This is a genomic window from Exiguobacterium sp. s80, assembly GCF_018618725.1.
GTDB lineage: Bacteria > Bacillota > Bacilli > Exiguobacteriales > Exiguobacteriaceae > Exiguobacterium_A > Exiguobacterium_A oxidotolerans.
Window position 1 is genome coordinate 236948 of sequence record NZ_JACSMP010000003.1, and the last position, 14697, is coordinate 251644.

The 14697-nt window shown below is 46.8% G+C and carries 15 protein-coding genes; 4 read left to right on the plus strand and 11 right to left on the minus strand.

The annotated features are described in order from the left end of the window. Window positions 1-23 precede the first annotated feature (23 nt). From KNP94_RS09100 to KNP94_RS09125, 6 genes are all read right to left on the minus strand, one after another. Window positions 24-185 (minus strand): hypothetical protein, encoded by a 162-nt coding sequence (locus KNP94_RS09100; protein ID WP_157898496.1) that lies wholly within the window; start codon window positions 183-185, stop codon window positions 24-26. Between the two features lie 261 nt (window positions 186-446). After that, a complete protein-coding gene (locus KNP94_RS15925; RefSeq protein ID WP_353048309.1) occupies window positions 447-809 on the minus strand; it encodes a ComF family protein in 363 nt (120 codons plus the stop codon). Between the two features lie 272 nt (window positions 810-1081). Next, window positions 1082-2296, minus strand: a complete 1215-nt coding sequence (locus KNP94_RS09110; protein ID WP_214768857.1) for a helicase-related protein — start codon at window positions 2294-2296, stop codon at window positions 1082-1084. 140 nt (window positions 2297-2436) lie between these two features. After that, window positions 2437-3282: a DegV family protein gene (locus KNP94_RS09115; RefSeq protein WP_215115583.1), complete on the minus strand. Its 846-nt coding sequence runs from the start codon at window positions 3280-3282 to the stop codon at window positions 2437-2439. A gap of 134 nt (window positions 3283-3416) precedes the next feature. Continuing rightward, entirely contained in the window at window positions 3417-4112 is a 696-nt protein-coding gene (locus tag KNP94_RS09120) for a response regulator (RefSeq protein WP_088837798.1), read from the minus strand. Continuing rightward, window positions 4109-5281, minus strand: coding sequence for a sensor histidine kinase (locus tag KNP94_RS09125; protein WP_088837799.1), 1173 nt, complete (start codon window positions 5279-5281; stop codon window positions 4109-4111). Before KNP94_RS09125 ends, KNP94_RS09120 begins: the two co-directional genes overlap by 4 nt. An 89-nt stretch (window positions 5282-5370) precedes the next feature. Here KNP94_RS09125 and KNP94_RS09130 point away from each other — a divergent pair, with 89 nt between their 5' ends. From KNP94_RS09130 to KNP94_RS09140, 3 genes are all read left to right on the plus strand, one after another. Beyond that, the gene (locus KNP94_RS09130) at window positions 5371-6009 is read left to right on the plus strand and encodes a YigZ family protein (protein ID WP_088837800.1); all 639 of its coding nucleotides are present in this window, start codon (window positions 5371-5373) and stop codon (window positions 6007-6009) included. 86 nt (window positions 6010-6095) lie between these two features. Next, window positions 6096-7133 carry an LCP family protein gene (locus KNP94_RS09135; RefSeq protein WP_214804290.1) on the plus strand — a complete coding sequence of 346 codons (1038 nt, stop codon included), beginning with the start codon at window positions 6096-6098 and terminating at the stop codon, window positions 7131-7133. Then, window positions 7108-7548 carry a GNAT family N-acetyltransferase gene (locus KNP94_RS09140; protein WP_088837802.1) on the plus strand — a complete coding sequence of 147 codons (441 nt, stop codon included), beginning with the start codon at window positions 7108-7110 and terminating at the stop codon, window positions 7546-7548. Before KNP94_RS09135 ends, KNP94_RS09140 begins: the two co-directional genes overlap by 26 nt. A 686-nt stretch (window positions 7549-8234) precedes the next feature. Here the strand turns inward: KNP94_RS09140 and chrA are convergent. From chrA to KNP94_RS09160, 4 genes are read right to left on the minus strand one after another with little or no spacing between them, the layout of a single operon-like run. Beyond that, on the minus strand, window positions 8235-9401 hold the full coding sequence (gene chrA, locus KNP94_RS09145; protein WP_215115584.1) for a chromate efflux transporter: 1167 nt from the start codon (window positions 9399-9401) through the stop codon (window positions 8235-8237). Window positions 9402-9455: 54 nt separating this feature from the next. Next, window positions 9456-10577: a DUF418 domain-containing protein gene (locus KNP94_RS09150; RefSeq protein ID WP_215115585.1), complete on the minus strand. Its 1122-nt coding sequence runs from the start codon at window positions 10575-10577 to the stop codon at window positions 9456-9458. 59 nt (window positions 10578-10636) lie between these two features. Beyond that, on the minus strand, window positions 10637-11680 hold the full coding sequence (locus KNP94_RS09155) for a glycosyltransferase family 4 protein (protein ID WP_215115586.1): 1044 nt from the start codon (window positions 11678-11680) through the stop codon (window positions 10637-10639). Window positions 11681-11737: 57 nt separating this feature from the next. Beyond that, complete coding sequence (locus tag KNP94_RS09160; RefSeq protein ID WP_214892620.1) at window positions 11738-12139, minus strand: Rok-like winged helix domain-containing protein; 402 nt, start codon at window positions 12137-12139, stop codon at window positions 11738-11740. A gap of 291 nt (window positions 12140-12430) precedes the next feature. Here KNP94_RS09160 and KNP94_RS09165 point away from each other — a divergent pair, with 291 nt between their 5' ends. After that, the gene (locus tag KNP94_RS09165) at window positions 12431-12751 is read left to right on the plus strand and encodes an SH3 domain-containing protein (RefSeq protein ID WP_215115587.1); all 321 of its coding nucleotides are present in this window, start codon (window positions 12431-12433) and stop codon (window positions 12749-12751) included. Window positions 12752-13677: 926 nt separating this feature from the next. Here the strand turns inward: KNP94_RS09165 and pgmB are convergent. Beyond that, a complete protein-coding gene (pgmB, locus tag KNP94_RS09170) occupies window positions 13678-14340 on the minus strand; it encodes a beta-phosphoglucomutase (protein WP_215115588.1) in 663 nt (220 codons plus the stop codon). Window positions 14341-14697: the final 357 nt, after the last annotated feature.

The window sequence follows — 14697 nt, forward strand, 5'->3', positions numbered from 1 at the left end:
TTCTAGATTACAAGATTCTTAATTCATGTTCGATACGTTCTCGGTTTCGAAGGGGCAGAAGAATCTAGCATCGCTTGGGCGAGGTCGCGTCGTAATTTCTCACGACAATCGGCACAGATCGTACCGTCACGGGTAGGTTTCCCGCAACTCTCACACGTGATTTCCATCTGTGTGATTTCTGACATCAGTAAACGCCCATCCCTAATGTACCGGAGGACTGTTTCTCGTTTGACCCCGACCGCTTGCTCAACATCAATAGGTGAGGTTCGGATTTTCCGCCGTTCTCGCAGGAACTCACGCACCTTCTCAAAATCAGTATGATCTTTCCTAATGCAATCGATGCACAGGTCAGAAGATTGACGAATAAATAATTTCCCGCAAGATTTGCAGTTTAATACATCCATTTCCTTCACCTCATTATGAATATCGGCAGAAATGAAGAATTCTTAAACACTTCGAAATAAAGTTACGGCAGAAATTTCTTTTGCACCTGCTTCATGTAGTCGCAAAGCCGCTTGATGCAAGGTCGTTCCCGTCGTATACACATCATCGACGAGTAAAATCGTTTTCCCCTCGACGGAAGTGATCACTTCATACGGATTGGCCCGAGACAGGCGCTCTCGCCTCGCCTTGCGACTTTGCGCCGGACCATCTGAACGTGCCAAACACAATGTGACCTTTCCACGCATCATCCGGGCGATGCCTTCCGCCTGATTAAAACGCCGTTCGCTCAGTCGCTCTCGACTGAGCGGAATCGGCACAATGAAATCCTGTTTCACTTTTACCTTCTTCAGCTCTTCTTTAAACACGTCCAACAGCGCCGTATCCCCTAAAAACTTATAGCGCTTCAAAAAATCCTTTGCGGTTGCCTCATATAAAAATAATGGGTCCGTCTTCAAATCATAACCGAGTCGCCGCCACTGCTGACAATCGCTGCAAAGGGTGAGACCCGGTTTTCCACAATCCGTGCATTCCCCTCTTTTTACAAACTTTATTTTACAGGTTCGACATACCGTTTGCCTAGTCCATACGTTCGACAATGACCAGCTCGGTAAAAAAAATTGTTGGCAAAGCAGACAATTCATCGGAAACCCTCCCGGTTCGCACGCTGAATATCAGCGATTGCTTCGTATAACGCATTCGATCGATCATTTGCGAAAAAGATGACGTCCCCACTCGGGAAATCGACATCTCGCCCGACACGTCCACTGATTTGAATCAATGCCGCTGCCGTAAACGACACGTCTGCATCGACGACCGCGACTTGGACATTCGAAAAGGTGACGCCACGTTCTAAAATCGTCGTCGTCAATAAAATCGTTGCTGTCGTCCGAAAGCGTTCGACCTTAACGATCCGGTCAGGATCTGCCGCGTGGACCGTTTCAGCCGTTAATCCCGCTTGTTCGAGTCGCTCCTGCCATAACGCGAGTACGGCAACGGTCGGCACAAAGACGAGTCGTGGTTTGTCTGCGTGACTGTGAAGCCATTCAATCAAATGGGCTGGTGTATAGGAAAAGTGGAGTTGCGGAACGGGTAACGGGAAGCCGTGATACCGCCGCATCAGGCGGACGGTCGGCAGGCGTTTGTTCCTAAAGGAAGGGGTTGCACTGAGAAGGATGAGTGATGCCGCGCGGCACATCACCCGTTTGACGTAGCGATGTAGCGTCCGGTCCGTACTATAGGGAAAGGCATCGACCTCATCGATGAAGACGACGTCAAAGCAAGCACGGTAATGAATCAATTGATGGGTCGTACTGATCGTAATATCTCCGAGCTGAAGACGTTCCTCCGAGCCGCCGAACAACGAGACGATTCGCGCGTCCAAAAAAGCACGTTTGACGTGTAACGTTAATTCTCGGACGACATCCGCCCGTGGCGTCGTGATGAGGACACGTTTCTTCAGACGCAGTGCCGTCTCGATGCCAGGAAACAGCATCGGTGTTTTTCCTGCACCGCAGACAGCGTGGACGAGCAAACGTCCTTGTTGCTCAATCGTTCGTTCAATCGCCGTCGCAATCCGTTGTTGGTCGGGTGTTAATGCGAGCGGCTCGTGCCGACTCGGCAGGACGGAGTCAAGCGGACGGGCATCTGTGACGAGCGTATCACACGTTCTTAATTTACCGAAGATGAGGCAGTGCCGACAATAGTAACAGCGTTTCCCGCATGTACATGGTCCGCGTGTCGGCAGTCCCCCGCATCGTTGACACCGCCATGTCACAGCAGGGTACCGACGTTCATTCGAACCAAGCGAAACCTTTACTTGATCGCTCGGAATCAGGCGTCCTCGAATATCCATGACTCACTCCCTTTCTTGATGAGACTCCCCCTCCTTTCGTCAGTCTTGCGTGCGCTTCCTGCCGGCAGTGTAAAGATGAGTCAAAAAAGAAAGAACATCCCATTGAAGTGATGTTCTTTCTCGGTGCAACACTTGTTTCATTAATCCGCTTTGTACCACGTGATCCCGATCGCACCAGGACCAAGGTGTGTCCCGATAACCGGACCGAACACGCTCATTTCAATGTGCGCTTTCGGGAACCGTTGCTCGAGCACTTCGATTTCAGCGCGTGCTTTGGCATCGTCTTCGGCATGGATGACACCGATGACATATCCTGCACCCTCATTATGAATCGTATCTTCCATCATCTCTTCAATCCGTTTAACCGCCCGTTTGAACGTCCGAATCTTTTCGAACGGAACGATTTTCCCATCGACGAAATGAAGAACCGGTTTAATCTTTAAGAAAGAACCAACGACGGCTTGCGTCATACTGAGACGTCCGCCCCGTTGTAAATGCTCTAAATCATCAACGACGAAATACGCACGAATCATCACTTTAAGATTTTCAAGACGTGCGACGATTTCTGTTGCCGTCGCCCCGGCATCACGCATCCGAACTGCCTCCTTCACTAAGAATGCTTGCGGCATACATGAAATTCGTGAGTCGACCGGGTGAACTTGAACGTGATCAACCATCATATTAATGGTATGTAAAGCTTGATACGTTCCACTAATCCCGCTTGATAACGTAATTCCGATGATATCCGTTCCCGCCGGTAGTCGTTCAAAGGCATCCGTGATGTCACCGATGTTCGGCTGCGAAGTCGTTGGCAGACTTCCCGTTTGAATCTTCGCATAAAACTCAGGGACTGAGATATCGAACCCTTCCCGGTATGCGTCACCATCAAAAATGACGCTGAGCGGTGCGACATGAACATTATTTTCTTCACAATAGGTAGTTGGCAGATAGGCTGTACTATCCGTTAAAATCACAATCTGGCTCATCCGTGAATTTCCTCGCTTTTAAGAGTTCCGTCGTGACTTGTAATTTTCTGACACGTCACAATCGTTATTAAGTGTATCATAGTTCATTTCGATACAAAAACAAAGACGGCGCCGCTTTGGCAACCGTCTTTTTATTATACGACGACGACCCAGCCGCGTCGGATTGCTTCGACGACAGCACCTGTCCGGTCGGGTACATTCATTTTCCGCAAAATTGAGGAAACATGATTTTTGACTGTTTTCTCACTGATATAGAGCGTATCACTAATCGCCCGGTTCGAGAAACCGTCAGCAAGCAACTGCAGTACTTCGCACTCACGACGCGTCAAGACGTGTAACGGCGCTTCCGCGACACGTTTTTCAATCGGTTGGGAAGACATCGTTTGTTTCATCTTCATCAAACGACGGTACTCTTGCAAAAGGTTTGGTGTGACTTTCGGGTGGACGTATCCCCCTTCGCGATAGACGGAACGAATCGCATTCACGAGTTCATCCGTCGCCATTTCTTTCAGAAGATAACCAACCGCTCCTGCGCCTAACGCGTGCATGACGTACGTTTCATCGTCATGAATCGACAAAATGATGACGCGGACATCCGGATGGACCTCCATGAGACGTTTTGTCGCTTCAACACCATTGACTTGCGGCATATTAATATCCATTAAGACGATATCCGGTTGATGGGCTTCGACGAGTGGAATCACTTCCGCTCCGCTCGCCCCTTCTGCGACAACGATGAATTCTTCTTCAAAATCAAGAATCCGTTTGACGCCTTCCCGGAATAACTGATGATCGTCGATGATGACTACTTTTACTTGCTCGTTATTCACTGTGTTTCCCCTCTCGCTTCGGATTCTTCGATCGGAATCCCTACCTTGATGACCGTCCCTTTATCTGGTTTCGTTTCGATTTCAAACGAACCATCAATCAATTCAATTCGCTCACGCATGCCAACAAGTCCAAACGACTCATCGCACGAAGCAAAAATTTCATCAAAGTCAAACCCGATCCCATTGTCCTTCACATGAATACGGACAGAATGTTGATACTGTTCTATGATAATACGAATATCACTCGCTTTGGAATGCTTAACTGCATTTTGGACGGCTTCTTGAACAATTCGGAAGACAGCGACTTCATACGTCGACTCAATCCGCTCCCCACCGCCAAGATAATTAAAATGAATCGGAATGTTCGAAATTTCCTGCATATGACGAAGATAACGCTCGAGTGTCGGAACAAATCCAAGATCATCGAGTGTCATCGGACGTAAATCATAAATGATCCGGCGAATATCCGCGAGCCCGTCACGAATCAAGATCCGGAGGCGATGTATTTCTTCAAAGGCTGCTTCTGCTCCGTTATGCTGGTGAATCTTTTCAATCAAATCTGCACGAATCAAAACGTGAGCAAGCGTTTGTGCTGGTCCATCGTGCATGTCTCGAGATAAGCGCCGTCGCTCATTCTCAGCCGACTGAAATACTTTTAAACCCATCTCTTGTTTTTGCATCGCCTTTTCATACTTTTCATTCATGACCTGCATATCGTCCGTCAAAAAATTCAGGACAACCGAGACGCGACTGATCAGCATATCGGCTCGCTCAATCGTCTCATCAAGGTGGACTAAGCGACGCTCGAGTTCATCCCGCCGCTTTCGGCAGTTCATTTCATCCCGTTGGTTGATGAACGACTCGAGTTGAAGGGCATTCGCCGTTTCGTAGGCGCTTCTGACGTCTTGTTCGGAGTAATGATCGAAGTTCTTGCTGACGACGACGAGTCGTGCTTTTGAATCCTTGATCAGTCGTTCCAGTCGTTCGGCTTCTTTAATATAGTCATGAACACGCGTCTTCAAATCCCGTAACTCCTGTTGGATTTCTGCGTATTGTTCTCTTGAATCTTCTGTAATTCGAACGATTTCTTCCCGACTTTCTTCTACGACACCAATGATGTTCTGTACGATATCATTCAAGGACAGCCGCTCCCTCATCTCATTCGTCATGCTACTCCCTCCAGTCCCCCGTGGTTGTCTCTCTCCCGATTCGTCGTTATGCTAGAAAGAACTAGTTAACGAGGAGGACATTTTTGATTATGTCATTATTTAATTATTATACAGTAAAAGAAAATGGTTTCCATGAAATCATTATACAAAAGTCACGATTTATTACATATTTAGCACGCGCTACCTCTGAGCAAGAAGCACAGGGCTTCATCACGGCGATTAAAAAGCAACACCATGACGCCAATCACAATTGTTCAGCGTACGTCATCGGTGAACGAAATGACATTCAAAAAGCGAATGATGATGGTGAACCGAGTGGAACGGCCGGCGTTCCGATGCTCGAAGTGTTGAAAAAACGTAATCTCCGGAATACGGTTGTCGTCGTCACCCGCTACTTCGGAGGAATCAAGCTCGGTGGCGGTGGTTTAATCCGTGCTTACGGCACAAGTGTCTCAGAAGGATTGAATACAATCGGCGTCATCGAACGCGTTTCCCACGACCTCCTTGAAGTGACGGTCGATTACACATGGCTCGGAAAATTAGAAAATGAACTCCGGGCGACGCGTCACCTCATCGACCAAATCCATTACCTCGATCATGTTCAAATCGACGTCCTCGTCAATTCAGACGATGTCGCCCCATTCATCGAGTGGATGACGAACTTGACGAATGGGCAAGCGAAGATACACGAAAATGGTTCTCGCTACATCGAGCACGATGTGACCTGACGTGACATTCTGTCTCGACCTGCTATACTGTTTGTAAAGAATTTAAAAGTTTTTTAATTATTCAGTAAAGTTAGGGGCAATGAACAGTGGAGGATTCTACACGATCTCGTTCTAATAACCGAAAATCAAAACGCTCTTGGTTTAAGATTTTCGTCACCGTATTTCTCATCGTCTTAGTCACAGGTGGCGCTACGTTCGCCTACGTCGCATATAAAACCTTTCAAACAGCCAACAAAACAGAAGTAAAATTATCCCGTGGTGAAAAATCAGAAAAACGTCCAGCGGCCGTCGATTTGACGAAAGATCATTTCTCCGTCCTGCTCGTCGGGACGGACGAACGCCCTGGTGACACTGCTTCACGATCAGACACGATGATTGTCGCCACCTTCAACAAAGCGGAAAAGAAAGTCAGCATGTTGAGTATCCCCCGGGATTCCCTCGTCATGATTCCGTCTGTCGGCTACGAAGATAAAATTAATCACTCGTATGCGTTCGGAGGAATCGATTCAACGATTGAGACGGTCGAGAACTTGCTCGATATCCCAATCGACTATTATGGCTCAATCAACTTTAATGGTGTCGTCGCGATTGTCGATGCAATTGGCGGAGTCGACGTCGACGTCAAGTTGCCGATCGACACACTCGATTCATCTGATCAACAGAGCGGCGTCAAGCTCGATCCCGGCGTTCAGACATTAACCGGTGAAGAAGCACTCGCCTATGCCCGGATGCGCTACGAAGATCCCGAAGGTGACATCGGCCGTACAAAACGCCAACAACAAATTTTACAAGCCATCATCGATGAATCGACTTCGCTCGGTTCAATCACAAAGTTGAATCAATTGATGCAAGCGACCGGCGATAACTTCCAAACGAACATGTCGTTAACGGAAGCATTCCAGCTGCAGCCGTTCATCAAGTCACTCGCGACCGTCAACCGGATCGACTTAGAAGGATCGGATGCCCGAATCAACGGCGGCTATTACTACAAGCTGGATGAAGAGTCGCTCCAAGAAGCAAAAAACATGTTAAAAGAACAACTCGCTCTGCCGACGAACCAGGCAAGTGAGGCATCAGCTGACGATTCAGGGACAAAAGATGATACGTCGACTGAAGCAAACTGACTTTGAGGCGTTGTTCGCATTACAAAAACGTGCTTATCAAATAGAGGCGGAGTTAATCGGTACGACCGATTTTCCACCTTTGCGCCAAACATCGGCTGAATTGACGCAAGAAGCTCCGCTCGGTTACGTCTTGACGTCCGAATCCGGACTCATCGGTTGCCTGACGTATTCCGATCGGACGATTACACGTCTGCTCGTCGCACCCGATTTTTTCCGGCAAGGTGTCGCCTCTCGTTTACTGCACCATGCGCTTGCAGCAGAGGATCTGCAGTTCGTCTCAACGGCAAAATTGAACGCGCCGGCGATTGCGCTTTATCATCAATTCGGTTTCATCGAAGACGCGACGACCGTCCGGCAAGACATCGCCCTCGTCCACCTCAAGCGTAAGACTGGAAACAATGGAGCTGACTCATAAGTCAGAGTAAAATCAATCCTTATGTCGTACGTTTCCGACAACAATCAAATGGCCGATGATTCTCTCTTTTATGGAATCATCGGCCATTTCTATTTCCGTACTTTTCGCTCATGCCGTCTTGAAACCTATCCAAGTCACATATGGAAAAGTTCGCATTCCTTGTCCAAAACGATTACGCGCTGTCTATTAGAAAGACAGCGCGTTCAGGCTGTAGACAAAGTGCCATCGGGAGATCAAGCGTCTTTTTTCGTTGCTTTCCTCGGGCGAGGCGCAAGCCGTTGCTCCTTGATCCTAACGGACAAGAAGCAGGGTCTTGCCTGCCTCTAAAAGTGCGTTAAAAACGCACTTCTCCCCGCAGGAGTCAACGAAACGTGACGCTTTTTAGGTAACACTATGACGGAAATCCAGTCATGCAGACGGTTTAGGGCGCAATCTGTCTCGAATCGCTTTTAAAGCGAAAAGCAATCGGTCGCGACCCTGCAGCTTTGCTGTAGCGGCGCGGAAGATTGCCGCTTTGAAGACGAGGCGAGACAGGGAAGCGCGACCGGATTGTCTCTCGTTATCGCATGTTGACGCTTCATAAGAGTTTGTCTACACGCTGTACGCGCTGTCTATTAGAAAGACAGGGCGTTTTTAGTTTGTATCATACCTAGATGAAGTAACGGCCGGTTAGACACTCCTCTGTGTTAAGCGAGACCAATCCCGCTTAACACCATTCCAATCACTGCTCCAAGTAAAACGATGCGTAACGGCGACTGGTTATAAAAACGAAGTAAACAAAAGAGCCAGAAGGCGACGAAGAAATCGAGACTCGTCTCGACGCTCGATGTAAAGATCGGGTCATATAAGGCGGCTAACAACAAACCAACGACCGCTGCATTGACGCCGATCAACATCCGTCCGACCTGTTTATTCATTCGGACGCGATCCCAAAACGGGACGACGCCAATCACGAGCAGAAAACCGGGTAAAAAAATCGCCAATGTCGCGAGCAGACCACCCGACACACCTGAAATGACCGTCCCGAGGTAGGTCGCAAATGTAAAGAGTGGACCGGGAACAGCCTGGGCCGCGGCATACCCCGCTAGAAAGTTCGTTCCGTCCATAAATCCTGGTACGAGTGCCTGGTTGAGAAACGGTAAGACGACGTGACCGCCACCAAACACGAGTGCACCGGCATTGTACATGATGCTCGCGAGCTGCACGTTTCCCGTCGCTACCGTTGCTAAAATCGGTGTCGCGACCAACAAACCGAAAAAGAGTATGAGCGCACTGATGCTCCATACGCGTGATACGTGAATGGCTAACGGTTGACCAGATTGTGGTTCAACTTTAAACAAGAGTAATCCGAACAATGCCGCCAGTAGTAAGACACCGACTTGCGCAAGCGGATGATCGAAGATTAAGACACCTGCAAGCGCAAGCAACATCAACGCTAACCGCTTTGGTCCAACAGCAAGCTTCATCCCCATTCCGAGTACAGCATCGGCAACAATCGCCACCGCGACGAGTTTCAGACCGTGAATGAATCCCGCATCGGTCAAATCGTAGGTTGTCGCAAGCAATGCGAACATGATCAATAACAGACTCGACGGTAATGTAAACCCGATAAAGGAAATGATTGCACCGACGACGCCACCACGAATCAACCCGATTCCCATCCCGACTTGACTCGATGCCGGACCGGGAAGAAACTGGCAAAGTGCCACAAGATCAGCGTAGCCTTTCTCGTCAATCCACTTCCTTCGTTTGACGTATTCTTCATAAAAGTATCCGAGATGCGCGACAGGACCTCCGAACGATGTCAAGCCGAGCTTCAAAGAGACGATGAAGATTTCTATCCATCTACTCATTTCTCCACCTCCAACACCTAGTATACGAAACGTTTGTAAATTTTTTGTGACAGCTTACAGTTCAGTCGACTTTTGTTTTCCGTATGTCCCCTTTCTCCACAATGCTTCGATTGGTCCTTGGTGATGGTGTCGTAAATACCAACGCGAGAAAAACGTTTGGCAGGCTAATAAGATGAGAGCTCCTAACGTCCCTTGCCACAGCGGAATCGTGCCGTATGTCCCGGATAAGAAAACAAGGACTGTAAAAACGAGTGTGTGCGTCAAATAATTCGTTAGCGCCATCCGTCCGAGCAAGCGGAACCCTTCCATTCGCAGGCCGGCCCGAACGGCCAAGGCGATGGCTGTCGCATAAGTAATGGCGAGCGTTCGTCCGGACAACCAGACGAAAAAGTAATTGATTAGTCCATCTGCGACCCGCCCTTGGTGAACGCGAATAATTTGCGTTAGTGCAGGGAGCGACAAAATCAAGCTTACGAGGAACCCTATGATGAGCAATCGTGTTGTCGGTGGCCGCACTGAAAAGCGTTCCATCAAATAGGCGCCGATTAAAAAGAGAGATAAAATTTCCGGCCAAAGCATCAACGTATTTCCGAGTGCATCCGGCAATTGGACGGTCGCATGATAAATGAAATAACCTCCGAGATCACGTTCGGCAACAAGATCGGTCAATCGACCGTCCGGTTCAATGATGGAACGATCGCCTTCTGATTGAGCAAAGAGATAAATTGAAAGATAGAGAGAGACCGTATACAGTTGGAGGGCAAGACCGATGAAGAGTTTGGTCAGCGGTCGTGTTTTGACGAAGAGCAACAAAAGGAATCCGCAAAACGCATACGTTTGGAGAATGTCACCTTCCCAAAACAATAAATGAATGAGACCAATCGCAAATAAAATCGTCAAACGGCGAACAAAAATCCACAGCGAACGCTTTTTTTGACGGAGCCGGTCGATGAAGAGGATAAAGCCAGCACCAAACAACGCGCTAAACAACGTATAAAACTTCGTTTGAATGAACAAATCAAAGAAAAGCCGGAGCAATCGGTCGACTTGTCCCATATCGGACACGAACCGTTCCCCGAGAAAACTCGGCATATTGACGAGCAAAATCCCACATAGTGCAAAACCACGGAGGACATCCAAATAAATAATCCGTTCTTTTTCCGCTATCGGATTCATAATAGTCTCCTTAATCGTCAATCAGCCGCCCAAAAATCAAATTTTGAGCGGCTGATTGGTCATTTTGATGTAAGTCGTTCGAGTAAATTCAATAATGGACGATAGCGTTCGCCAAGTAGTCCGAGGGATTCGACTAAGATATCGAGCACAATCAATAACATGATTAACGAAACGAGTGCCCCGATGGAATTCGTTTGTGAAAATAAAATCGCTGTCATACCGAAAATCGAACACAACCCATAAATCACGAGCACAGCTTGGCGCATCGTAAATCCAAGATCGAGCAGACGATGATGAAGGTGGGCTTTGTCTGGTGCGAACGGTGGTTTCCCTTGAAGAACACGCCGGACGATTGCAAACAACGTATCGGAGATCGGAATCCCGAGCAAGATGACCGGAACGGCAAGCGAGAACAAGGTCACGTTTTTAAAACCGAGTAACGATAAGACACCAAGCATGTATCCAAGGAACAAGGCCCCTGTATCCCCCATGAAAATCTTCGCCGGATAAAAATTGTGGAACAAAAAGCCGAGCGTGCTCATCAAGAGTAAAATCGCGACGATCGTCACGTAAACATTTCCTTGGATGACAGCGAGGCTGATCAACGTCAACAACACGATGCTCGAGACACCGGCTGCGAGTCCATCCAGTCCATCAATCAAGTTGACGGCATTCGTAATCCCGATGACCCAAAGAAACGTCAACGGCACACTCCACCAACCGAGAAATAACTGCTGGTCAAACGGCAAGTTGATAAATTCGATTCGAATACCTCCATTTAAGACGATGACGGCAGCAACAATTTGCCCCATCAGTTTCAAACGGGCATTCAATTGGAATCGGTCGTCGAAGGCCCCCGTCAAAATGATGACGAATCCTCCGACTAGAATATGAGTCGCATAGGGACTCGAAGGTTGCAAAATAAAATAGCCAATCATGAACGCGATATAAATCGCCAAACCACCTAGACGTGGCATGATTCGCACATGTACTTTTCGCGCGTCCGGACTGTCAACGGCACCGACTGCAATCGCAAAGCGTTTTACGACGGGTGTGATCAGTAAGGCCGCGATAAAACAGACGATGGACGCAGTCCATAACATAATAACATCACGCTCCTGCGCGAATTATATCATAAAAAAAAAGAGCCGACGAGCGGCTCACATGAAGATCGGGACTTCAGCAGACGGATCATATGTATAAATCCCACGGCCAACCTTTTTGATTGCCGGGTTCGCTTGCTCGACTTTCGCCATCAATTGATAGATGTTACTGATTTGGTGACGGTAACGTAATTCAAGTTCCATTTGAATGTCACGTGCCGACATCGATTCACGTTCACGCATCAAATCACTGATTTGGTGGACGTACACTTCAAGCGGGTAACGCTGATTGACACGCCGTTGTTTTAGAGGGCGTTCTTGTGCTACGGCGACTTCTTTTGAATAATCTCCAGCACCACGACTCAACTCTGCAATCAAGTATTCTGCACGCCGTTGAAGACGGCGGTATTCTTCTTCAATCTCCATCAACTCACGATAAATGTGTTCACTCGTTCCCATGTTTACCCTACCTTCCAAAATTAAACATAAATATTTCAATTATGTTTCAATTGTATGTTTATTGAAATATTACAGACTATAAATTGTCTGTGTAATATATGATTTTTTTAAATATTTAATTATCCTGTAATATTTTCACTAAACACCCGATATAATGGTTACACCTCATATTAACAGAAAGGAGCTAGAACGGAACATATAAATTATAAATTAAACTATCTCAAAAGCACTTATTTTATTCGAAAAGACGTTCTAACTATTGATTTTACACAAAAGGAGACTGGAAAATTAATGGACAAATTAACTAAAATATTGTCGTTTGCACTAGTACTTTTGCTTCTACTCACGGTTGCGTTTCCGTCTTCTTTAGTATCGGCAGCTAGCGGTACTTCTTTTACGAAAACGACTTATAAAACAACAGATTCTTTAAATCTTCGGACATCCAATACAACTACGTCGAAAAAGTTGACGACGATTCCGAAAAATACACAGATCAGCTCATCTTATCGTAAAGGGAATTGGTACAAACTCTCTTATCAAGGAAAGACGGGTTACGTGCTAGGAACATACTTAAAGAAAGTCGTCACAGGGACTTCTTTCGTGAGACTTTAACCTATCTGATTAGATTTACACACAGTCAAAAAAGTAAGTACCTCATCTAAGATGAACTGCTCCCTAAATGGTAGACACTAAAAAAAGTGACTCACTTTGGGATTTTTTCTGTTTTCAGACCTCGGTATATTAAATTTAGCTAACTTGGACGGGAGGAGAGGAGATCATGTAAGTAAAATTATATTCAATGAACACCACCACCGCGTCTTAAAGTCGAATTCAAATATCGTTTTTGTATCCGACCGGGCAATTTAATGCACATCGGAATGCAAAATTCATGCCGCGAAAGAGAATTTAGCAGACAAAGGAAGTACCGGTCGCCCGTCTGACCAAGTCAACATCGGACAGGTTCAAATAGGCCTTCAAGAAAAAGTATTTGAACATCAGGCCATCCGTCCGTTGTCATAGCAATAAGTTTTCCCGAGTAACTCCGTGATGAAATAGAAAGAGAAGAGGTCAATGATGAGTCTCAACTCATCGTCGGCCGGAATCAACAGTTCATCGAGAACCGTGTAAGGGCTTGGTGGCATATTTGGAAGGTCGTTATCATCCAGATCGCCTTCAAATATAGATTAGTTACAGCCAGTATATTCCGGAATAGCATATTACAGTGCCATCCCGGTGCCCAGCGGCGTGTCAAAAGGGTGATCGATCGAAAGATAAAAACAGAGGAGCATCAGCCCCTTCGGGACGATGCTCCTCTGTTTAAAATTATATGAGGTTTTGTACAATATCCAAGTCATCTGATTGCAGCTTAGCTGCAAGGTACCTCTTTTATAAAATTTCCATTAGATGGACGCAATTCACTTTTTTACTTTCTGCTCCTGGTAAACAAACAGGACCGCTCAGGGAAGCGGTCCTTTTCCTCACATGAAAAGAGATCAATCAGATGAAACAACGAACCATCAGGGAATGGCACGTTGTCGTTAGCGACTAGCTAAGATTTGCTCAAGGGAAAGCAAATCTGTCGAATCGACACGATAGTCTGCCTCATGTAACGTCGTTTCCGGTCCAACGCCGACAGCATACATGCCTGCCGCGTGGATGGCCGTAATACCGGCTGCTGCATCTTCTACACCGATACAGCGACTCGGGTCGACGTCAAGCGCTTCAGCTGCCTGTAAAAACACTTCAGGGTGTGGTTTAGACTGAGCAACTGTTGCCGCATCGACGATATCATCGAAATAGTGTCGGACCTTTAGTGCCTCAACGACTGTCAGCGCATTTTTCGAAGCCGACGCCATACCGATTTTCAGCCCAGCAGCCCGAATTTCATCCAAGAACGAAATAATTCCCGGAAGAAGATCTTGTTCTGAGATATGTTGAATCAACTCGACGTAGTGCTCGTTCTTTTTCGTCGCAAGCGCGTTTTTCTCGGCTTCCGTGAAAGCATGCTGCTTTCCACCGAGCGCCAAGATCCGCTCTAACGAATCGGTCCGACTTACACCTTTAAGTGTTTCGTTGAAATCCCGGTCGAACGGAATCTCAAGCTCCTCTCCGAGTTGCTTCCACGCTAAGTAATGATACTCGGCTGTATCGGTAATCACGCCGTCTAAGTCAAAAATAACCGCTTCAATCGTTGGTGCCATCCGACATCCATCCTTTCATCCATCGTACATGAAAGACAAGAAATCGAATGATTTGCGCAAACGATTGCACTTGCCTCAAGAAATATTTTACCTCTTCATACACCTCTTTGCAAGCGTTATCAAAAAAATGAAATGATGAAGTTCTTTACAACCTGAAATCATTAGAGGTTTTTTCTTGGGAAACTAATCAATAATCATGATAAAAACATTCCACAACTTACTATTATAATGTTTTTTTTAGCTTTTATGAAAAGCTCGCCTAATTATATGACGAATTGTAATATTAAGTGCAACACCTAGCTGAAAACACAAAAAAAACCCATAACGGCCTCGTGTAGAATAGAGTTACCACACAAA